The 18,678-nt window shown below is 62.0% G+C and carries 23 protein-coding genes and 1 tRNA gene; 15 read left to right on the top strand and 9 right to left on the bottom strand.

What is annotated here, in order from left to right; all coding sequences use genetic code 11:
- The first annotated feature begins 55 nt into the window (after positions 1 to 55).
- Both JVX98_RS13490 and JVX98_RS13495 read left to right on the top strand, forming a co-directional pair.
- Positions 56 to 427, top strand: a complete 372-nt coding sequence (locus tag JVX98_RS13490) for an SMR family transporter (RefSeq protein WP_205238939.1) — start codon at positions 56 to 58, stop codon at positions 425 to 427.
- Positions 414 to 740, top strand: a complete 327-nt coding sequence (locus JVX98_RS13495) for an SMR family transporter (protein ID WP_043620407.1) — start codon at positions 414 to 416, stop codon at positions 738 to 740. Before JVX98_RS13490 ends, JVX98_RS13495 begins: the two co-directional genes overlap by 14 nt.
- On the opposite strand, the gene JVX98_RS13500 is transcribed toward JVX98_RS13495, so the two are convergent.
- The gene (locus tag JVX98_RS13500) at positions 728 to 1,570 is read right to left on the bottom strand and encodes an SDR family oxidoreductase (RefSeq protein ID WP_205238940.1); all 843 of its coding nucleotides are present in this window, start codon (positions 1,568 to 1,570) and stop codon (positions 728 to 730) included. The two genes, JVX98_RS13495 and JVX98_RS13500, sit on opposite strands and share 13 nt — an antisense overlap.
- A 304-nt stretch (positions 1,571 to 1,874) precedes the next feature.
- Here JVX98_RS13500 and JVX98_RS13505 point away from each other — a divergent pair, with 304 nt between their 5' ends.
- The 5 genes from JVX98_RS13505 to JVX98_RS13525 all read left to right on the top strand — a co-directional run bounded on the left by JVX98_RS13505 (position 1,875) and on the right by JVX98_RS13525 (position 5,671).
- Positions 1,875 to 2,915, top strand: coding sequence for a cysteine synthase A (locus JVX98_RS13505; protein ID WP_192446123.1), 1,041 nt, complete (start codon positions 1,875 to 1,877; stop codon positions 2,913 to 2,915).
- Positions 2,916 to 2,922: 7 nt separating this feature from the next.
- Positions 2,923 to 3,672 (top strand): alanyl-tRNA editing protein, encoded by a 750-nt coding sequence (locus JVX98_RS13510; protein ID WP_205238941.1) that lies wholly within the window; start codon positions 2,923 to 2,925, stop codon positions 3,670 to 3,672.
- A 16-nt stretch (positions 3,673 to 3,688) separates the two neighbouring features.
- The gene (gene sseA, locus JVX98_RS13515; protein WP_205238942.1) at positions 3,689 to 4,543 is read left to right on the top strand and encodes a 3-mercaptopyruvate sulfurtransferase; all 855 of its coding nucleotides are present in this window, start codon (positions 3,689 to 3,691) and stop codon (positions 4,541 to 4,543) included.
- A 4-nt stretch (positions 4,544 to 4,547) separates the two neighbouring features.
- A complete protein-coding gene (locus JVX98_RS13520; RefSeq protein WP_205238943.1) occupies positions 4,548 to 5,111 on the top strand; it encodes a GNAT family N-acetyltransferase in 564 nt (187 codons plus the stop codon).
- Positions 5,112 to 5,203: 92 nt separating this feature from the next.
- Positions 5,204 to 5,671, top strand: a complete 468-nt coding sequence (locus JVX98_RS13525; RefSeq protein WP_205238944.1) for a DUF1203 domain-containing protein — start codon at positions 5,204 to 5,206, stop codon at positions 5,669 to 5,671.
- A 41-nt stretch (positions 5,672 to 5,712) separates the two neighbouring features.
- Here JVX98_RS13525 and ald read toward each other — a convergent pair whose 3' ends face one another.
- Complete coding sequence (ald, locus tag JVX98_RS13530) at positions 5,713 to 6,831, bottom strand: alanine dehydrogenase (protein WP_205238945.1); 1,119 nt, start codon at positions 6,829 to 6,831, stop codon at positions 5,713 to 5,715.
- 157 nt (positions 6,832 to 6,988) lie between these two features.
- Between ald and JVX98_RS13535 the strand changes: the two genes are divergently transcribed.
- Complete coding sequence (locus tag JVX98_RS13535) at positions 6,989 to 7,450, top strand: Lrp/AsnC family transcriptional regulator (protein WP_034791115.1); 462 nt, start codon at positions 6,989 to 6,991, stop codon at positions 7,448 to 7,450.
- A 15-nt stretch (positions 7,451 to 7,465) separates the two neighbouring features.
- Here JVX98_RS13535 and JVX98_RS13540 read toward each other — a convergent pair whose 3' ends face one another.
- Together JVX98_RS13540 and JVX98_RS13545 are read right to left on the bottom strand one after the other, a co-directional pair.
- Positions 7,466 to 8,713 carry a diguanylate cyclase gene (locus JVX98_RS13540; RefSeq protein WP_205238946.1) on the bottom strand — a complete coding sequence of 416 codons (1,248 nt, stop codon included), beginning with the start codon at positions 8,711 to 8,713 and terminating at the stop codon, positions 7,466 to 7,468.
- Between the two features lie 33 nt (positions 8,714 to 8,746).
- Positions 8,747 to 8,914, bottom strand: a complete 168-nt coding sequence (locus tag JVX98_RS13545) for a hypothetical protein (RefSeq protein ID WP_205238947.1) — start codon at positions 8,912 to 8,914, stop codon at positions 8,747 to 8,749.
- A 42-nt stretch (positions 8,915 to 8,956) separates the two neighbouring features.
- Between JVX98_RS13545 and JVX98_RS13550 the strand changes: the two genes are divergently transcribed.
- The gene (locus JVX98_RS13550; RefSeq protein ID WP_205239445.1) at positions 8,957 to 10,930 is read left to right on the top strand and encodes a bifunctional 2',3'-cyclic-nucleotide 2'-phosphodiesterase/3'-nucleotidase; all 1,974 of its coding nucleotides are present in this window, start codon (positions 8,957 to 8,959) and stop codon (positions 10,928 to 10,930) included.
- 170 nt (positions 10,931 to 11,100) lie between these two features.
- Here JVX98_RS13550 and JVX98_RS13555 read toward each other — a convergent pair whose 3' ends face one another.
- Both JVX98_RS13555 and ilvA read right to left on the bottom strand, forming a co-directional pair.
- Positions 11,101 to 11,421: an HlyU family transcriptional regulator gene (locus tag JVX98_RS13555; protein ID WP_205238948.1), complete on the bottom strand. Its 321-nt coding sequence runs from the start codon at positions 11,419 to 11,421 to the stop codon at positions 11,101 to 11,103.
- Between the two features lie 76 nt (positions 11,422 to 11,497).
- Entirely contained in the window at positions 11,498 to 12,745 is a 1,248-nt protein-coding gene (gene ilvA / locus JVX98_RS13560) for a threonine ammonia-lyase (RefSeq protein ID WP_205239446.1), read from the bottom strand.
- Positions 12,746 to 12,900: 155 nt separating this feature from the next.
- On the opposite strand from ilvA, the gene JVX98_RS13565 reads away from it, so the two are divergent.
- The 5 genes from JVX98_RS13565 to JVX98_RS13585 all read left to right on the top strand — a co-directional run bounded on the left by JVX98_RS13565 (position 12,901) and on the right by JVX98_RS13585 (position 16,245).
- The gene (locus JVX98_RS13565; RefSeq protein ID WP_192446116.1) at positions 12,901 to 14,355 is read left to right on the top strand and encodes a TrkH family potassium uptake protein; all 1,455 of its coding nucleotides are present in this window, start codon (positions 12,901 to 12,903) and stop codon (positions 14,353 to 14,355) included.
- A 123-nt stretch (positions 14,356 to 14,478) separates the two neighbouring features.
- Positions 14,479 to 15,027 carry a hypothetical protein gene (locus tag JVX98_RS13570; RefSeq protein WP_371826563.1) on the top strand — a complete coding sequence of 183 codons (549 nt, stop codon included), beginning with the start codon at positions 14,479 to 14,481 and terminating at the stop codon, positions 15,025 to 15,027.
- Positions 15,028 to 15,031: 4 nt separating this feature from the next.
- Entirely contained in the window at positions 15,032 to 15,736 is a 705-nt protein-coding gene (locus JVX98_RS13575) for an HAD family hydrolase (protein ID WP_205238950.1), read from the top strand.
- A gap of 165 nt (positions 15,737 to 15,901) precedes the next feature.
- Positions 15,902 to 16,099, top strand: coding sequence for a hypothetical protein (locus JVX98_RS13580; RefSeq protein WP_205238951.1), 198 nt, complete (start codon positions 15,902 to 15,904; stop codon positions 16,097 to 16,099).
- Between the two features lie 61 nt (positions 16,100 to 16,160).
- Positions 16,161 to 16,245, top strand: a tRNA-Leu gene (locus JVX98_RS13585).
- 84 nt (positions 16,246 to 16,329) lie between these two features.
- Here JVX98_RS13585 and JVX98_RS13590 read toward each other — a convergent pair.
- From JVX98_RS13590 to wrbA, 3 genes are all read right to left on the bottom strand, one after another.
- Positions 16,330 to 16,548, bottom strand: coding sequence for a hypothetical protein (locus tag JVX98_RS13590; protein WP_034791089.1), 219 nt, complete (start codon positions 16,546 to 16,548; stop codon positions 16,330 to 16,332).
- Positions 16,549 to 16,629: 81 nt separating this feature from the next.
- Entirely contained in the window at positions 16,630 to 16,872 is a 243-nt protein-coding gene (locus JVX98_RS13595) for a DUF2188 domain-containing protein (protein ID WP_043620362.1), read from the bottom strand.
- Between the two features lie 229 nt (positions 16,873 to 17,101).
- Positions 17,102 to 17,701, bottom strand: a complete 600-nt coding sequence (gene wrbA / locus JVX98_RS13600; RefSeq protein WP_205238952.1) for an NAD(P)H:quinone oxidoreductase — start codon at positions 17,699 to 17,701, stop codon at positions 17,102 to 17,104.
- A gap of 163 nt (positions 17,702 to 17,864) precedes the next feature.
- Here wrbA and JVX98_RS13605 point away from each other — a divergent pair, with 163 nt between their 5' ends.
- Positions 17,865 to 18,620, top strand: coding sequence for a competence/damage-inducible protein A (locus JVX98_RS13605; protein ID WP_205238953.1), 756 nt, complete (start codon positions 17,865 to 17,867; stop codon positions 18,618 to 18,620).
- Positions 18,621 to 18,678: the final 58 nt, after the last annotated feature.

Here is an 18,678-nt window from a genome sequence, read left to right on the forward strand (position 1 = left end):
GTCACCCGTAGCGCTTAATAGGCGGTCGATCCAAGTTTCTGTTCAAAGGTACAGCATGCGTCTTGCATGGTTTTTCCTCGCGCTCGCCATCGCGACTGAAGTGGTGGGCCTGACGGTGATGAAGGCCGCTTCCGAAAGCGGCTCCTACCTCGGCCACATCGTCATGTATGTCTCGATCGCGCTCTCCTACGTCTTCCTGGCGAAGGCCGTGAAGACGATATCGGTCGGCGTCGCCTACGCGATCTGGGAAGGTTCGGGCGTCGCCATCATCACACTGGTTTCGGTTTTCGTGTTCGGCCATGTGCTGACCGGACGCGAAATGCTCGGGCTTTCGATGGCGATCGTCGGCATCCTGCTCGTCAATGCCGGCGAGTATCATGAGGAAGACGAAGCAGCGAGTGAAGGAACCGCCGATGAGCGCGCCTAGCATCTACTTCGTTCTCGCCGTCGTGGCTGGCATCCTCGATATCGGGGCCAACCTCGCATCGACGAAATCGGAGGGGTTCGCCCGCCGTGGCTGGGGCATCCTCTCGATCCTGCTGGTGCTCGCCGCCTTTGCCTTCCTGGCGGAAGCCACCAAGGGCATGGAGCTCGCCATCGCCTATGCCGTGCTTGGCGCAACCGGGATCTTCGGAACGGCCATCTGCGGCCGTTTCCTGTTCGGGCAGAAGCTGAAGCCGATCGGCTGGGTCGGACTGGCGCTCATCTTCGGCGCGGTGCTGGTGCTTCACACCGCCTGACGCGGGTGCCCGCCGGGTCCGGCGTGCTTCTTGCCTTCCATGGCCTCCGCCTTGCCGCGGGTCAGCCAGTTCAATACGCGGAAATAGAGGCTGTAGGGCAGCAGGTCCATGAGCTTCATCGCGTAGGCAAAGCGGCGCGGAAAGGCAATCTCGAACCGTCGCGACTTCAGGCCGGCGACGATACGCCTTGCCGCCTCCTCGCTGGTCACCGGCGCCGGTCTCAGAAATCGGATATGTGCGGTCCCGGGCGTATCGACGAAGCCGGGGCTGATGATCTGCAGCCGGATGCCGAGCCGGTCGAGATCGAACTTCAGGCTTTCAGCCATATTGATCAGCGCGGCCTTGGTGGCGCCATAGGCGGCACTGGTCGGCAATCCGCCATAGCCGGCCACCGACGAGACGATGGCGATATGTCCGTACCCCTGCGCCTTCATATGCTCCACCGCCGGCAAGAGACAGTTGACGACGCCGTTGAGGTTGACGGCAAAGCTCTTCTCGAAGGCCTCGCGGTGAAGCTCGCCTCCCCGCACCGGCAGCGCGACCCCGGCGTTCAGCACCACGAGCGAAAGATGCCCGTGATCGTATTCGATCGCCGCCATCACCCGCTCCATGTCGGCGGGGTCGGTGACATCGCCGTCGAGCACGGTGATCCGCCCTTCACTTGCCGCTTCATGCTGCAGATCCACGAGCCTGTCGTGGTTTCTCGCCGTCACGACGACGGAGTAACCTTCGCGCACCAGCGCAAGCGCCAGTGCCCGCCCGGTTCCCGAGCTTGCGCCCGTTACCCAAGCCAGTTTGTGTTCCGATTTCGTAGATTGAATACTCATCACTCACTCCTCGGCACGCGCCGGGAAACACGTACGCATCTCCTTCTGTGGGCGAAAAATGACTTGCCCGGCCCTTCTTCGCGGCAGCGCTCCTTGCCGCCGGCTCTCGCAGTCCCTGGAGACGATTTTTGTTCGGGACAGAGCGACGGCGAAACGCTATTTCTTGCCTGAAGTGCAGGCTGAGCCGAAAACACGCCAACATTTCGGCGGTACCGGAACGTTGTCGATATTCGCTGGCCGCCATTCGTTTTTACCTGGTACGTGCCGCCTTGCCGCGGTGCCTGTCCTCAAACACGAGGTTCTGAAAATGGCCATTCTCCCGTCCGTGCTCGAAGCAATCGGAAACACGCCCCTGATCCGGCTGAAATCCGTTTCCGACGCGACAGGCTGCACGATCCTCGGCAAGGCCGAGTTTCTGAACCCCGGACAATCGGTGAAGGACCGGGCGGCCCTTTCGATCATCCGCCATGCGGAACGCACCGGTCAGTTGCGGCCGGGCGGCGTCATCGTCGAAGGCACGGCCGGCAACACCGGCATCGGGCTGGCGCTCGTCGGCCAGGCGCTCGGCTACCGCACCGTCATCGTCATCCCGGAAACCCAGAGCCAGGAAAAGAAGGACGCCCTTCGGCTGCTTGGCGCCGAGCTCGTCGAAGTGCCCGCCGTTCCCTATAAGAACCCCAACAACTACGTGAAGATTTCCGGCCGCCTTGCTGAGCAACTGGCGAAGACCGAGCCGAACGGCGCCATCTGGGCCAACCAGTTCGACAACGTTGCCAACCGCGACGCCCATGTGGAGACCACGGCGCCCGAGATCTGGCGCGACACGGATGGCAAGGTCGACGGCTTCATCTGCGCCGTCGGCTCCGGCGGAACGCTGGCCGGTGTCGCGCAAGGGCTGAAGGCGAAGAACCCGGCAATCAAGATCGGCCTTGCCGATCCGCAAGGGGCCGCACTCTACAATTTCTACACCAATGGCGAACTGAAGTCCGAGGGAAGCTCGATCACCGAAGGCATCGGCCAGGGCCGCATCACTGCCAACCTCGAAGGCTTCACGCCCGACTTTTCCTACCAGATCCCCGATTCGGAAGCGGTGCCATACGTCTTCGATCTGATCGAGCGGGAAGGCATCTGCGTCGGTGGTTCGACGGGCATCAACATCGCCGGCGCGGTACGGCTCGCCAAGGATCTCGGACCGGGACATACGATCGTGACGATCCTGTGCGACTATGGTAACCGCTATCAGTCGAAGCTCTTCAACCCGGATTTCCTCGCCTCCAAGGGGCTGCCGGTTCCAACGTGGTTGAAGATGGCTTCCAACATTGCAGTGCCATACGAATCAGTTGGATAGGAATGCGATGACCAGGACCGTGACCGCGCTCTTCCGTGACGACTTCTACCTCTCGACCTGCGAGGCCAGCGTCACCGGAATCCTCGAAGACGGCGGGATCGAGTTTGATCAGACCTGCTTCTATGCCACCTCCGGCGGCCAGCCCGGCGACACGGGCTTTCTGGAGCGCGCCGATGGCAGCCGCATCGACATCGCGGTCGCCCGCCACGGGGAGACCAAGGACACCATCATCCATGTGCCGGCCGAGGGCCAGCCGGCGCCAGAGATCGGCGAGAAGCTGGTTCTGCACATCGACTGGCCCCGCCGCTACCGGCTGATGCGTATGCACACGGCCTGCCACCTCCTTTCGGTCGTCTGTCCCTTCCCGATTACCGGAGCATCGGTCGGCGAGGACGAGAGCCGTGTCGATTTCGACATGAGCGAGACGATCGACCGGGACGAGGTCACGGCAGCGCTGATGAAGCTCGTCGACGAAAACCACCCCGTTTACGTCCAGTGGATCACCGACGACGAACTCGCCGCCAACCCCGGCATTGTCAAGTCGAAGAATGTTCGCCCGCCGATCGGCCTTGGGCGCGTCAGCCTTGTCTGCATCGGCGAGAACTCGGCGATCGACAGCCAGCCCTGCGGCGGCACGCATGTGTCGGAAACGCAGGAAGTCGGCGCCATCCATATCGCCAAGATCGAGAAAAAGGGTAAGGAGAACCGCCGGTTCCGTATCCGCTTCGGCACCCCCGAAGACCGCGCATCAGTTTGAGTAAGGAGTTGCGACCGTGACCAACAACAAGAGCGCCTTTGTCGTTTCCGCCGATTGGCTGCAGGAGCGCCTTGGCGATCCCTCGATCCGGATCCTCGACGCGTCGTGGTACCTGCCGGCACAGAAGCGCAACCCGAAGGCGGAATACGGCGCCGGGCACATTCCCGGTGCGGTCTTCTTCGACCAGGACGCTATTGCCGACCATACGAGTGGCCTGCCGCACACCCTGCCTTCGCCGGAAGCTTTTGCCGAAGCCGTCGGCGCGCTCGGTGTCAGCGAGACGGATACGATCGTCGTCTATGACGGCCCCGGCATCATGACGGCGCCACGCGTCTGGTGGGAATTGCGCATCATGGGCGCCAAGAATGTCTATGTGCTCGATGGCGGCATGGACGGCTGGAACCGGGAAGGCCGGCCCGTGAGCACGGACGTGCCTTCGCCCAAGCCAGCCACGTTCACACCGAGCTTCACGCCGGCCGCGGTCACGTCTCTCGCGGGGATGAAGCAGATCGTCGCCGATGGAGCGATCCAGATCGCCGACGCCCGTGGCGCCCCGCGCTTTTATGGCGAGGAAGCCGAGCCGCGCGCCGGTCTTCGTTCGGGCCACATGCCGGGCGCCTACAGCCTGCCGTCCGGCGTCTTTTCGGAAAACGGGAAGCTCAAGGATCTCGAGAGCCTCCGCCAGACATTCGCCGCCGCCGGCGTCGATCTTTCAAAGCCCGTGGTCACCACCTGCGGATCGGGCGTGACTGCTGCCATCATCACCTTGGCGCTGCAGTCGCTCGGCCACACCGACAACACGCTCTATGACGGGTCCTGGTCGGAATGGGGCGGACGCGCTGACACCGCTGTCGTCACGGGTCGCGAGTGACGCCATGCGCACTCCGAAGCTCACCTCACTGACGGCGCACGTCACCGAACTCGAAATGACGGCTCCGCCGAAGCAGAGCCTGCCGATGCCGGTCAATATCCAGACCGCGATCCTGCGCGTCTCCGACATTCCGCTCGGCTACTATCGGTTTCTCTATCTGCGCGTCGGACGCCGCTGGCATTGGACCGAACGGCTGCGAATGAGCGACGAGGATCTGGCAGCCCTGCTTGGAGACAAGCGGCGGAGCGTAACGGTCCTCTACGTCAACGGCGCGCCGGCCGGCTTCTTCGAGCTGCATCAGGGCGACGACGACGTGGTCGAGCTTGTGCATTTCGGGCTGATGGAACACGCGCTCGGCCTCGGGCTCGGCAAATGGTTCCTGCTGCAAACGCTGTTTGCCGCCTGGGCACTGAACCCGAGCAAGCTGAAGGTGACCACCAACAACCTCGACCATCCCCGCGCGCTGCAGCTCTATCAGCAATTCGGCTTCTCGCCGGTCGCGACCCGCGAAGCCACAGTCAAGCCTTTGACCGATGCCGAACTTCTGACGCTGGTGAAGAACCTCTGAAGAACACCATCCGGCAAGTTCCGGGTGTCCCGATGGCTGCTGCCGGTGCACTCTCCTGATCGAACAACAGAAGCCGATCAAGGAGATCCACCATGTCGTTGCGCTATATTCCTATGTCCGACGCGGAAGCCCGCCGGATGAGAGAAGGCGGGCTGGACGCCTATGGCAATGCGCCGGAACGACAGGTCTCCGATGGCGGCGGCGTACCCTGCCGTCATTGCCTGGATTATGTCGAGGCCGGCGCACCCTATCTGGTTTTCGCGCTTCGGCCGTTTGCCTCGTTGCAGCCCTATGCGGAAACCGGGCCCGTGTTCATGCACGCCGAGGCCTGCCCGGCGCATGATGGCGACGCATTGCCGCCGATCCTGAACTCACGCGCCGACTACCTGCTGCGCGGCTACGGCGCGGACGAGCGCATCGTCTATGGAACCGGCGACGTCGTTGTCAGGGCAGAAGTCGAAAGTCGCGCAACCGAGTTGCTGGCGAGATCGGACGTTGCCTCCGTGCACGTCCGTTCAACCCGGAACAATTGCTACCAGTGCCGGATAGAGCTGGCCTGAGACGAAATCGGCCCGGCATTGCTGCCGGGCCGAAACGACTGTCAGGCGACGTTCAGCACTGCCTCGGGCGCATAGGCATCATAGCCGAGCGCTTCGGCGACGGGCGCGTTGGTGACACGCCCGCGATGCACGTTGAGGCCGGCGCGCAGATGCCGGTCTTCGGCGATCGCCTTCAGGCCCTTGTCGGCGAGCTGCAGACCATAATGCAGCGTGGCGTTGTTGAGCGCATGCGCCGAGGTCACTGGCACCGCACCCGGCATGTTCGCAACGCAGTAATGCACGATGCCGTCGACCTCATAGGTGGGCTCGGAATGGGTCGTCGCGTGCGAGGTTTCGAAGCAGCCGCCCTGATCGATGGCGACGTCGACGATGACAGCCCCCTTCTTCATGCCGGTCAGCATTTCGCGGGTCACGAGCTTCGGTGCCGCAGCGCCCGGGATCAGCACGGCCCCGATCACGAGATCGGCGGAGAAGACTTCCTCTTCCAGCGCATCGATGGTCGAATAGCGCGTGTGCACGCGGCCGGCAAAGAGATCGTCGAGCTGGCGCAGACGCGGGATCGAGCGATCGATGATGCTGACGTCAGCGCCAAGACCCGCCGCCATGCGGGCGGCATGCAGGCCGACGACACCGCCGCCGATGACGGTCACCTTGGCCGGCAGGACGCCCGGCACGCCACCGAGCAGGATGCCGCGGCCACCATTGGCCTTTTGCAGCGAGGTAGCACCGGCCTGGATCGCCAAGCGCCCGGCAACTTCCGACATCGGCGCAAGCAGCGGAAGGCCGCCGCGATCGTCGGTGACGGTCTCGTAGGCGATCGCCGTGACGCCGGAATTGAGCAGGCCCTTGGTCTGTTCCGGATCGGGCGCAAGATGCAGATAGGTATAGAGAATTTGGCCTTCGCGCAGCTGCGCCCATTCGGAGGGCTGCGGCTCCTTGACCTTGACGATCATGTCCGATTTTTCGAACACGTCCTTTGCCGTCGCGACGATTTTCGCGCCAGCGGCACGGTACGCATCGTCGTCCGCGCCGATCCCTGCCCCGGCCTTGGTTTCCACGATTACCTCGTGGCCATGGGCAACATATTCACGCACCGAGCCGGGCGTCAGGCCGACACGATATTCATGGTTTTTGATTTCCTTCGGGCAACCGACACGCATCCTTGCGTTCCTCTCCTGTAATGGGCTTTGCGCCGCTTTTGACGAGGCAATCAGCAAAACACGCTGACAATCGAATGTCCTTGCAAAGACGAAAGCCAACGCGCATTGATTTCGAAGAATATTGCGCCATTTGGAGCAATATCGAGGGAAATCACCAATGAGCGAACTTGATGCCATAGATCATGCGATTCTGCGCATTCTTCAGCAGAACGGTCGGATCTCGAATGCCGACCTCGCGGCGAAAGTCGGGCTCTCGCCGTCGGCCTGCTCGCGCCGGGTCGACATCCTGGAAAAGTCGGGAACGATCGCCGGATACCATGCCCGGATCGCCCACAAGGCGCTCGATTACCAGATCATGGTCATCGTGCACATTTCGCTCTCGGGGCAGTTCGCCAAGACGCTCGCCGAATTCGAGGCGGCGGTAAAGCTCTGTCCGAACGTGCTCGTCTGCTACCTGATGTCGGGGGAATACGACTATATCCTGCGGGTGGCGGCCAAGGATCTGCAGGACTACGAGCGCATTCACCGCGACTGGCTTTCGGCCCTGCCCCACGTGGTGAAGATCAACTCGAGCTTTTCGCTTCGCGAAATCATCGACCGGCCGAATGTCGGCATCTGAAGGCCAGCGAGAGACCTATCGGCCAACAACGCAATTGCGGCCGCGTCCCTTGGCGGCGTAAAGTCTCAGGTCGGCCTGCGCCAGCAGATCCTCGACCGAGCCCCCATCGGCCGGCGTCGAAGAGAGCCCGATGCTCGCCGTCACCGGGCGCCCATCCGGCGTCGACAACTGGCTCGATATCGCGATCCGAATCTCATCGGCGCGCCGCAGCCCGTCCGCCTGGTCCATCTCCGGACAAAGGATGACGAACTCCTCGCCACCGTAGCGGAACAGGCGGTCGACGGGGCGAATCTTCGATTTCACCGTTTCGACCAGCTGTTGCAGCACGCGGTCGCCCTGGAGATGCCCGAAGCGATCGTTGACGCCCTTGAAGTGATCGACGTCAATGATCATCAGGGTGACGGCAGCGTTCGCGACGGTCGCCGCGCGCAGCATTTCCGGTGCTTCGACCTCGAATCGGCTGCGGTCGAGCGATCCCGTCAGCGTGTCCTGCCCGGAGCGCGACAACAGATCTTCGTAGCGCTCGCGGAAGGTCAGCGTGTTGAAGATGTCGCCGAGCGGCCGGTCCGACATGGCAAGCGACGGGTGGCGCGAGAGGTTGAGATAAAGGCCGACGGCAATGGCATAGAAGGGTGCCGCCAGCATTTTCGCCATCCAGCCGCCCCAGAAGACCTCCGCCGGCGCGTCGTTCCACCAGCGCAGCGCCGCATAGAAGGCGGCCTGGTCGAATGTGAGCACCACGACACCGCAGATGAGGAAACGGACGGTCACGAAGTGACGCAACCACCGACCGAGGCGCTCGTAGAGCAGGATGATCATCAGCGCATCGAAGTAGAGGATCGTCGTGCCCCAGACCATCAGCCATCCCATCTCGTCGATGAAGGCGAGGTCGGCGGAGCGCTCTGCGACGATCGATACCGTATCGTGCTGCCGCAGCAGAAGGCTGAGCGCCACAGTGAGGAAATTGCCGGCGAGCAGGCCATAGATCGGTTGGCGCACCGTTGCTGCGTCCTCCTTCACATAGAGGAGGAGGATCATCATCAACTTGCCGGAAAACAACACGGCCGATCCCGGCGAGATCACGCCGAACGGCAGTTGCACATAGAAGACCGCAGCGAGATAGGTTTCGATGAAGTGCATGACGCCAAGGGCGGCGACAAATACCCCGAGCCCCAGTCGGGCGCGAAGGTGCAACAGCCCGATCATCGCCGTCACGTAGACCAGCGCCTCGCCGACGAAGAGAAGAAGGTTGGCGTTTGGCATGTGCTTGAGAAAGTTCCGTTTCGTGGAGCACCGTTAACCAGGAAACTTGAAGAAAACTTTACCAGGTGTCCGCTGTTGCTCGACCTTTTCAGTGCGAAAATCTGCCGCTTTCGGAAACGGCGGCTTTCCGGCATAGTCGGCGCCAACCCACCGTCGTTCGCTGACCAGCGAACAAAACTCCCGATTGTATTCCTTTTCCATGAAGACCCGCATTCTTGATAAATGGAGGACCGCATGACATCGATGACTTCCCCGCTTCACCTCACGCGCCGCTCGCTTCTCGCGGGGGCCGCGGCCTCGTCGGCACTCGTCATGCTGCATCCATTCTCGGCGCGCGCCGCCGCGAATCAGGCGCATCTCAGGATCATGGAATCGACGGACTTGCACGTCCACGTGTTCCCCTACGACTACTACGGCGACAAACCTAACGACACGGTCGGCCTTGCGCGCACCGCTTCGATCATCGACGCCATCCGCGCCGAAGCGACGAACTCCATCCTCGTGGATAACGGCGACTTCCTGCAGGGCAATCCGATGGGCGACTACATCGCCTATCAGCGCGGCATGAAGGATGGCGACATCCACCCGATCGTCGCCGCCATGAACGTGCTCGGCTATGACTGCGGCACGCTCGGCAACCACGAATTCAACTATGGTCTGGACTTCATGTTCAAGGTGCTGAACGGGGCCAATTTCCCCGTGGTCTGCGCCAACCTGACGAAAGGATCGCTTGCCGCCAATGCGCGCCAGGACGAACTCTTCCTGAAGCCCTATGTCATTCTCGACCGCAAGGTGAAGGACGGTTCCGGCCAGGAGCATTCGGTCCGCGTCGGCCTCATCGGCTTCGTACCGCCGCAGATCATGACCTGGGACGCCAAGCACCTGGAAGGCAAGGCCAACGCCCGCGACATCGTCAAGGCGGCCGAAGCCTGGGTGCCGCAGATGCGCGAAGAAGGCGCCGACATCGTCGTGGCGCTCTCGCACTCCGGTATCGGCCAGCAGGCCTATGCGGAGAACCTCGAGAACGCCTCCGTGCCGCTGGCCGCAATCGAAGGCATCGATGCGATCGTCACCGGCCACAGCCACCTGGATTTCCCCGGACCGAAGTTCAAGGAGATTGCCGGCGTCGACAACGAGAAGGGACTGATCTCCGGCAAGCCCGGCGTCATGGGCGGATTCTGGGGCTCGCATCTCGGCCTGATCGACCTGTTGATCGAGCGCGACGGCGGCAAATGGCGCGTCGTCAGTTCGACGAGCGAGGCACGCCCGATCTATCGCCGCGAGGACAAGAAGGTCATCGCCGAGGTCGCCGACAAGCCGGAGGTCCTGGCGGCCGCCCAGAAGGACCACGAGGCGACGCTTGCATATGTGCGCACGCCCGTCGGCAGGACCAGTGCGCCGCTCTATTCCTACTTTGCCCTGGTTGCCGACGATCCGTCGGTGCAGATCGTTAGCCAGGCGCAGACCTGGTACATCAAGGAGATGCTGAAGGAGACCGAACACCGCGACCTGCCGGTCCTTTCGGCGGCTGCCCCCTTCAAGGCCGGGGGTCGCGGCGGCGCCGACTACTACACCGACGTTCCGGCCGGCGACATCGCCATCAAGAACGTCGCGGATCTCTACCTCTATCCGAACACGGTGCAGGCCGTGGTCATTACCGGCGAGCAGGTACGCAACTGGCTGGAAATGTCGGCCGGCATCTTCAACGAGGTCAAGCCGGGCGCTTCCGACGCGCCGCTAATCAACGGCGGCTTCCCGTCCTACAATTTCGACGTCATCGACGGGGTCACCTATCAGATCGACCTTTCCGTACCGCCGAAGTTCGACAAGGACGGCAACACGATCAACGCCGCCTCGAACCGCATCAAGAACCTGCAGTTCAACGGACAAGCGATTGATCCGGCCCAGAAATTCGTCGTGGCCACCAACAACTACCGCGCCGGCGGCGGCGGCAACTTCCCCGACATCGGCGCGGACAAGGTGGTCTTCGTGGCCCCCGACACCAACCGCGATGTGGTGGTGCGCTACATCATCGACCAGGGCACGATCAACCCGTCGGCCGACGCCAACTGGACCTTCGTCCCGCTCGCAGGCACCAGCGTGACATTCGACAGCGGACCGAAGGCGCGGCAGTTCCTGGCGCAGGTGAAGGGCGTGACGATCGAGGACGCCGGTGACGCTGCCGAGGGTTTTGCGCGTTTCCGCATCAAGCTCTGAGCCACGAACCGATCAGCGGGCTGCCGCTTGCGGTGGCCCACACACTTGGCACCTGGCCGATCCAGCAGGCTAAACCGCCGGCTCAAATCCGCGACGCTCTTGCCGCGAACATGAACTCACACAGGCAAGCTTCTGTTTATTTTAGACTATCTTGAAGAGACGCACGCGGCTCAGACCTGGCGCGACGGGGCATCGTCGGAAAACAGCGACGGGCCGGTCTGGTCGATGATCTGGCGCCCCTTGCGCAGTGCCGCGTCGATCGCGTCCTGCTCGGACGTGAAGAGATCGGCGCGGATGAAGCTACGGACCTTGGCGCCGCCTTCGGCCGAGACTTTCTCGATGTTGCCCGCCAGACGAAACTGGGAGCCCTCGCGCATCGGCGTCGCGCGGATGGTGCAATCCGCATAGGCCTCGGATTTCCCCGGTGCTGCCTGCGTCTGGTCTTCAGAGTTGCCGGAACGGCCGAACAATTTCGAGAAAAACGATGCCATGCCCAAGACTTAGACGCCGCGGCCGACACTGTCAAAGCTTAAGTGCCGATATTCGACCGCGACGCCCTCACGCCGATCAGATGATAAGGTTCGAGAGGATCTCGTTCTCGGTAATGTCCTGGTAGCGCAGCCCGGCAGCGTCGAAGCGAGCCTTCAGCACCGGGAAGTTCTCCGCATGTTTCGTTTCGATGCCAATCAGGATGGAACCGAAATTGCGGGCTGACTTCTTCAGATACTCGAAGCGCGAGATGTCGTCTTCGTCGCCAAGCAGGTTGAGGAAATCGCGAAGCGCGCCCGGCCGCTGCGCCATGCGCAGGATGAAGTATTTCTTGAGGCCGGCATGGCGCATCGCCCGCTCCTTGACGTCGGGCAGACGCTCGAAATCGAAGTTGCCACCGGAAACGACCGCCACCACCGTCTTGCCCGCAAGCACCTCGGGGCCTAGCGCTTCGAGCGCCGAGATCGAAAGGGCCCCAGCCGGCTCTAGCACGACGCCTTCGACATTCAGCATGTCGACGATCGTCCGGCAGATGGCATTTTCAGCGAGCAGCATAACCTGGTCCGGCGAGAAGCGCCGCAACGCTGCAAAGTTCAGATCCCCGATCCGCCCGACGGCGGCACCGTCGACGAAGTTGTCGACCTGGTCGAGGGTCACGACGCTGCCGGTTTCCAGGCTTTCCCGCAGGCTCGGAGCGCCCGACGGCTCGCAGAAGATGAAATGATCGGCCGCGACCTTGTCCTTGAGGTAGCCGGTGACGCCGGCGGCAAGGCCGCCACCGCCGACCGGCAGCACGACGAGATCAGGAATGACACCTTCCGGCAGTTGCCAGGCAATTTCCGCCGCGACGCTTGCCTGCCCCTCGATGATGTCGGCGTGATCGAAAGGCGGCACCATGACGCCGCCGATCGCTTCCACGTGGTCGCGGGCAGCCTTGTAGCATTGGTCGAAGATATCGCCGACCAGCTTGATGGTGATGAATTCACCGCCGAACATCCTGGTCTTGTCGATCTTCTGCTGCGGCGTCGTCACCGGCATGAACACGACACCCGGAACGCCGAAATGGCGGCAGACGAAGGCGAAGCCCTGGGCATGGTTGCCGGCCGAGGCGCAGACGAAAGTCTTCCCCGAGGCGCCGGCACCGATCGCCTTGCGGAAGAAGTTGAAGGCGCCCCTGATCTTGTAGGAGCGAACCGGCGAAAGATCCTCGCGCTTCAGATAGATGTTGGCGCCGTAGCGCGCGCTCAGGTGCTCGTTGAGCTGCAGCGGCGTCGGCGGGAAGATCTCCCGCAAGGCTTCGGTTGCGGTTTCGACATCCTGCTTCATCACGTGCGGTCTTCCGTTGAGTTGGTCGCTGGCGGTCGCTATTGCACATCGCAACGCCCGAAGCCATGGCTTTGACTCGAATCGGGCCGACGTTGAAAATGGCGCACCGCCCAATCCACCGGCACGCCCACACTGTTCTTCCGGGAAATGAACGCTTGAACGCAACCCTGATCCGGCATGCCGTGCACATTTCGGCGATCCTCGGCATATACCTTGCCTGCGCCATGCTGGTGCCGGCGATGGTCGACCTTTATTACGGCCATCCGGATTGGCGCATTTTTGCCGCGTCCTCCTTCATGGTCGGCGGCCTCTCGCTTGCGACCTTCATGGCCACGCGCATGGGCCCGCCGCCTTTCTCCAAAAAGTTCGGCTTTGTTCTCGTCAACATGCTCTGGGCCGTTTTTTCGGTGGTCGGCGCGATCCCGCTCTGGCTGTCGTCCATGAAGCTCGACTTTGCCCAGGCGCTGTTCGAATCCGTCTCTGCCATCACCACGACCGGCGCGACCGTGATCGTCGGTCTCGACGATGCACCGCCGGGGCTCCTGCTCTGGCGTTCGCTTTTGTGCTGGCTCGGCGGCATCGGCATCGTCGTGCTTGGCCTGTTCATCATCCCCTATCTCAGGGTCGGCGGTATGTCGTTCTTCAAGATGGAGTCCTCCGACACCAGCGACAAACCCTTTGCTCGCCTCGCAAGCTTCAGCCGCGCCTTCCTGGCGGTCTATGTGGTCATCACCCTTCTCTGCGCGATCGGCTATTTCCTGACCGGCATGAACCGCTTCGATGCGATCAACCATGCGATGTCGACGGTGGCGACGGGAGGCTTTTCCACCCATGACGCATCCTTCGCCTATTTCGGCAGCATTCCGCTGCTCTGGACCGCCACCTTCTTCATGGCGCTTTGCAGCCTGCCCTTCTCGATCCTGATCGTGCTCGTCGCCCGCGGCAGGCTCGATGCCCTGCGCGACCCGCAGATCATCGTATTTCTCGGTTATCTCTCAGCCTTCTCGATTGCCGTCGCCATCTACCACCGGCTCGCCAATGGCGTCGAATTCCATCTGGCGCTGGCGCACTCCTTCTTCAACATCACCTCGATCCTCTCGACGAGCGGCTATGCCAGCCAAGACTACACCCTCTGGGGGCCCTTCGTGATCATCGCCGCCTTCATCGCCACCTTCATGGGCGGGTGTTCCGGCTCGACCGCCGGCGGCATCAAGGCCTATCGCTTCATCGTGCTCTTCAACGCGATCCGGTCGGGCCTGAACAAACTCGTCTATCCGAATGCGATCTATGCGGTGCGCTATGGCAAGAACACGGTCGATGCCGACACGCAGCGCGCCATCTTCCTGTTCTTCATCACCTATATCCTGCTCTGGGTACTCGGCAGTCTCGCCATGGGCGCCCTCGGCTACGATCTGGTCACGGCGACCTCGGCGGTCATTACCTGCCTCTCCAATGTCGGCCCGGGCCTTGGTCCTATCATCGGCCCGGCCGGCAACTTCTCGACGCTCGGCGATCCCGAGCTCTACCTGCTGTCGCTGATGATGCTACTCGGTCGTCTCGAAGTGCTGACCGTGTTGGTAATCCTGACGCCGGTCTTCTGGAAGCATTGACCATTCGCCTCGCGGCCCTATCGTCTTGACTCGGTGCAGCAGATGCCGAATGTCGGTCGAAACCGGCGATGGGGGAACGTCATGGTGAAACATATACGTCGTCTGGCGGTGCTGACCACCGCCATGGCGCTTTCGGCGGGGCTCGTCGCCCATGCCGGCCCGCTTGCCGACGCGGCGGTGCAGGCCGAAAAGCTCGCGGCATCCGGCGACGCGGCGAAGGCCCATGAGCTGCTCCGCCAGGCGATGAGCGACTTCTCGCAAACGCTGCCGCTGGCGATCGGCAAGGCGGTTTTCGTGACCAAGGCGCCGACCGGCTACGCCATGTACGACCCGCGCGAGGGCGCGGTCTTCAAGGAGGGGGAGTCGCTGATCTCCTATATCGAGCCGATTGGCCTCACCTGGAAGGATTCGGCAACGAAGGGCCAACTCGAAAGCCACTTCACCGTCGACTTCGATATTCTCAACCCGAAGGGCGACGTGCTCGCGGGCCAGAAGGCGTTCGGTGATTTCACCTTCACCGGCCACCTCAGAAACCAGGAAATCTATTCGACGCTGACCATCGACGTCTCCGGTGCTCCCGCCGGCGACTATGTGCTGCGCTTCCACTTCAATGACGTCAACAGCGGCAAAACCGCCAGCGTCGACCAACCGTTCAAGATTGCCGGACCGTAATACCATGCCCCACGCAGTAACGACCGTCGGCTTCGATGCCGACGATACACTCTGGCAGAACGAGCAGTTCTTCCGGCTGACGGAAGCGCGCTTCGCCGAGCTTCTGAGCGCCCACACGGACACCGAACACCTGTCGGAGCGGCTGCTTGCGGCGGAGAAGCGCAACCTCGGCCTCTACGGCTTCGGCATCAAGGGCTTCGTGCTCTCCATGGTCGAAACCGCCGTCGACGTCACCGATGGCAAGGTGCCCTCCTCGGTCATCGCCGAGATCCTCGCCGCCGGGCGCGACATGCTCGTGCACCCGGTTGAGCCGCTGCCGCATGTCAAGGAAACGCTCGAAGCACTTCACGGTCACTTTCGCCTTGTCATGATCACAAAGGGCGATCTCTTCGACCAGGAGCGCAAGCTCGCCGCCTCCGGCCTTGGCGACTATTTCGACGCCATCGAGATCGTCAGCGACAAGACCGTCGCCACCTACGAGCGCATCTTCAAACGTCACGGCGACGGGGCGCTGAAAAGCATGATGGTCGGCAATTCGCTGAAGTCGGATATCGTGCCTGCACTCGGTGCGGGAAGCTGGGGTGTCTATGTCCCACACGCGCTCACCTGGTCTTTCGAGCATCACGACAAGCCGGAGACGCATCCGAGGTTTCGCGAGATCGAGCATCTCGGCGGGTTGAGCATGATCCTGGAACGATTGACCCCTTAAGAGCCGGTAACAAGTGCCCGAGCGATCAACAACCACAGGCGGAAACATTTAGCTACCGCACGCGAATCATCATATTTTCACGCATTGTTTTCAGTTTAGGGGAAGACCGTTCGCGCAATTGGTTGGTGCAGCGATTTCGATGGTGCTGGTGGGCATGCTCATTGGATGGCTGCTGCGGAAGGTTTCGGCTTTGAGCGTCTTTTCCTCGCGCCTCGCGGGTTTGGCGGTTCTGTTGTTTGCCGCACCGCCATCTACTCGTTCAATTCGGGCTGGCCGTTTGTCGACGCGTTTATCGTCTACGGCCTTGGGGCACTGATTGCCGCGGCCGTCTTTCGCTTCATGAAGACGAGAGAACGCGCCTAAGCGCATTGTCCACCCCGATCACCCTTGACTGTTTGGCCTAAGTGTTTGATCTAGGCTGCATGCGGGCGTGGCGAAACTGGTAGACGCAAGGGACTTAAAATCCCTCGGCCTTGGCTGTACGGGTTCGACCCCCGTCGCCCGCACCAGACAAACGGATTTCAGGATCAATAGGTAGCGCACGTCAGACTGTCACTCTGCAGTGACAGGCTTACGCGGCAAAGAGCGACCGCTCAGTTGTTGTAGTAGTAACAATCGCATTCCGCCTGGTAGGCGTCGTCGTGCCAGACGCGGACGGCGAGTTTCGTTGCGCATCCCTGGTTTTCCAGCCTGAGGCCGAGAAGCGAGACCGCTGCCGCCTTCGAATTGGGGGCGTCCACCTCGATTGCCGATCCGACCTGGTGGACACCCTGCCGCGGGGTCCAGGTGAAGATCTGAACGCTGTAGTGCATCGAATATCCTCCGTGGGAGAGATGGTGTGCACGCAATACTAAACGCTATGTGTTCGCAATGAGCCGGTCGCCTTGACCGTTTCAGCCGTCTTCGACGGTTGCTTCAGGACGATCGCCGCCATCCGTGTGTTCGAAGTGCCAGTGGCCCTCTTCGTCCTGGAAGCTGATCTCCTCGTCGTCGCCGCCGACCTGCTGTTCGGCGGCGGCGGCCTTGGCGGCGGCAAGCGCCGTTTCGCGGCTGGGAAAGGGTTCCGAATAGGCGTCGGCGGCCTTGTAGGCCCATCCGCCGTCATGAGGAACGATGGTGTAAGTAATCCGCGCCATGCTTCCCTCCCAATAATCCGAAAGACGTTCCCGTCTTCGGCGGGCCGTTGCCGCACAGCCCCGCATTCCTCCTCGTCAAAGGCATACTCAATGCCGAACGCCGCGGATATTAGCACAAGTGTGGTACGAATTGCCACATTCGCGAATCACCCGGAAAGGCTAGCCGTCAAACGAAAAGGCGGCCCCTTGCGGCGCCGCCTAAACTCTTGAAACTATTGCGTCGAGATGATCAGGCCGAAAGCTTGGCGGCGATCTTGGCGACGTGCGCGCCCTGGAAGCGGGCAGCCTGGAGCTCGACCTCGGACGGCTGGCGCGAGCCGTCCGCATCGGTGATCGTCGAGGCGCCATAGGGCGAGCCGCCCTTGATCTCGTCGAGGCCCATCTGACCCTGGAAGGCATAGGGAAGACCAGCGACAACCATGCCGTGGTGCATCAGCGTCGGGATGAAGCCGAGGATGGTGGATTCCTGACCGCCATGCTGGGTGGCCGAGGACGTGAAGACCGAACCGACCTTGCCGACCAGCTTGCCAGAGGCCCACAGGCTGCCGGTCTGATCAATGAAGTTGCGCATCTGCGAGGCCACGGTGCCAAAGCGCGTGCCGGCGCCGAAGATGATCGCGTCGTATTGGGCAAGCTCTTCGACATGGGCGACCGGCGCGGCCTGGTCGAGCTTGAAGTGAGAGGCCTTGGCGACCTCGGCCGGCACCAGTTCCGGAACGCGCTTGACGTCGACTTCGGCCCCCGCAGACTTCGCACCTTCGGCCACGGCGTAAGCCATGGTTTCGATATGTCCGTATGCCGAATAATAGAGAACGAGAACCTTGGCCATAATTGCTCCTTTGGATACAAGCGATCCCACTTGATCACTGCTGCGCGGAAGATTTATCAAAATGCAGCCGCATGCCAGGAGCCGTCCGGGAAACAGACTGTTCTCGCAATGTGAACAATAATAATTCACTGTTAAATGACTGACTAACAAACAGGATCACCCGATGAGCACCATAAAAGTCGTCACTGCCGCCATGGTCGCCATCGGCGACGAACTTTTGTCGGGGCGAACCAAGGACAAGAACATCGGCCACCTCGCCGACATGATGACGATGGTCGGCATCGACCTCAAGGAAGTGCGGATCGTCGCCGACGACGAAGTGGCGATCGTCGAGGCGATCAATGCGGTGCGCAGCCGCTACGATTACGTCTTTACCTCCGGCGGCATCGGCCCGACTCATGACGACATCACCGCCGACGCGGTGTCGCGCGCCTTCGGCGTCGAATGCGTCTACGAGCCGGAGGCGATGGCGCTGCTCGGCGCCATGTACGAACGCCGCAACATGGAGTTTACCGACGCGCGCAAGCGCATGGCGCGCATGCCACTCGGTGCACGCCATATCCCGAACCCGGTATCGACAGCGCCGGGCTTCGCCATCGGCAACGTGCATGTCATGGCCGGCGTTCCGCAGGTCTTCCAGGCCATGCTCGACGCGCTGCTGCCCGGTCTGAATGTCGGCTCACCCCTCCTCTCCCGCACCGTACGCTCGCCCTTCGGCGAGGGAGATATCGGCAGCCCGCTGACCGAAGTGCAGAAGAACCATCCGGAGACGAGCATCGGCTCCTACCCGAAATTTGACGGCAAGACCTTCTCGACGGATATCGTCGTGCGGGCCCGCGATCCGGAAGCGCTTGCTGCAGCGGAGGCTGATGTCCAGGCGATGATCCAGGCAATCGCCGACGCGCGGGCAAAGGGATAGCGCGAAGCCCTTGCACTCAAGGCCTCAATGCCGTTATTGCATGTCGGCAAATCAGGAT

Source organism: Ensifer sp. PDNC004 (assembly GCF_016919405.1).
Taxonomy (GTDB): Bacteria; Pseudomonadota; Alphaproteobacteria; order Rhizobiales; family Rhizobiaceae; genus Ensifer.

Bases quoted from the DNA above. Each gene is read 5' to 3' on its own strand.
- JVX98_RS13570 (WP_371826563.1), top strand. From the start codon at position 14,479: ATGGCGCTTTCGGCGGGGCTCGTCGCCCATGCCGGCCCGCTTGCCGAC.
- JVX98_RS13510 (WP_205238941.1), top strand. From the start codon at position 2,923: ATGACCAGGACCGTGACCGCGCTCTTCCGTGACGACTTCTACCTCTCG.
- JVX98_RS13575 (WP_205238950.1), top strand. From the start codon at position 15,032: ATGCCCCACGCAGTAACGACCGTCGGCTTCGATGCCGACGATACACTC.
- JVX98_RS13505 (WP_192446123.1), top strand. From the start codon at position 1,875: ATGGCCATTCTCCCGTCCGTGCTCGAAGCAATCGGAAACACGCCCCTG.
- JVX98_RS13545 (WP_205238947.1), bottom strand. From the start codon at position 8,914: ATGGAAAAGGAATACAATCGGGAGTTTTGTTCGCTGGTCAGCGAACGA.
- JVX98_RS13605 (WP_205238953.1), top strand. From the start codon at position 17,865: ATGAGCACCATAAAAGTCGTCACTGCCGCCATGGTCGCCATCGGCGAC.
- ald (WP_205238945.1), bottom strand. From the start codon at position 6,831: ATGCGTGTCGGTTGCCCGAAGGAAATCAAAAACCATGAATATCGTGTC.
- JVX98_RS13520 (WP_205238943.1), top strand. From the start codon at position 4,548: ATGCGCACTCCGAAGCTCACCTCACTGACGGCGCACGTCACCGAACTC.
- JVX98_RS13555 (WP_205238948.1), bottom strand. From the start codon at position 11,421: ATGGCATCGTTTTTCTCGAAATTGTTCGGCCGTTCCGGCAACTCTGAA.
- JVX98_RS13595 (WP_043620362.1), bottom strand. From the start codon at position 16,872: ATGGCGCGGATTACTTACACCATCGTTCCTCATGACGGCGGATGGGCC.
- JVX98_RS13550 (WP_205239445.1), top strand. From the start codon at position 8,957: ATGACTTCCCCGCTTCACCTCACGCGCCGCTCGCTTCTCGCGGGGGCC.
- JVX98_RS13590 (WP_034791089.1), bottom strand. From the start codon at position 16,548: ATGCACTACAGCGTTCAGATCTTCACCTGGACCCCGCGGCAGGGTGTC.
- JVX98_RS13525 (WP_205238944.1), top strand. From the start codon at position 5,204: ATGTCGTTGCGCTATATTCCTATGTCCGACGCGGAAGCCCGCCGGATG.
- JVX98_RS13540 (WP_205238946.1), bottom strand. From the start codon at position 8,713: ATGCCAAACGCCAACCTTCTTCTCTTCGTCGGCGAGGCGCTGGTCTAC.
- JVX98_RS13535 (WP_034791115.1), top strand. From the start codon at position 6,989: ATGAGCGAACTTGATGCCATAGATCATGCGATTCTGCGCATTCTTCAG.
- ilvA (WP_205239446.1), bottom strand. From the start codon at position 12,745: ATGAAGCAGGATGTCGAAACCGCAACCGAAGCCTTGCGGGAGATCTTC.
- wrbA (WP_205238952.1), bottom strand. From the start codon at position 17,701: ATGGCCAAGGTTCTCGTTCTCTATTATTCGGCATACGGACATATCGAA.
- JVX98_RS13490 (WP_205238939.1), top strand. From the start codon at position 56: ATGCGTCTTGCATGGTTTTTCCTCGCGCTCGCCATCGCGACTGAAGTG.
- JVX98_RS13495 (WP_043620407.1), top strand. From the start codon at position 414: ATGAGCGCGCCTAGCATCTACTTCGTTCTCGCCGTCGTGGCTGGCATC.
- JVX98_RS13580 (WP_205238951.1), top strand. From the start codon at position 15,902: ATGGCTGCTGCGGAAGGTTTCGGCTTTGAGCGTCTTTTCCTCGCGCCT.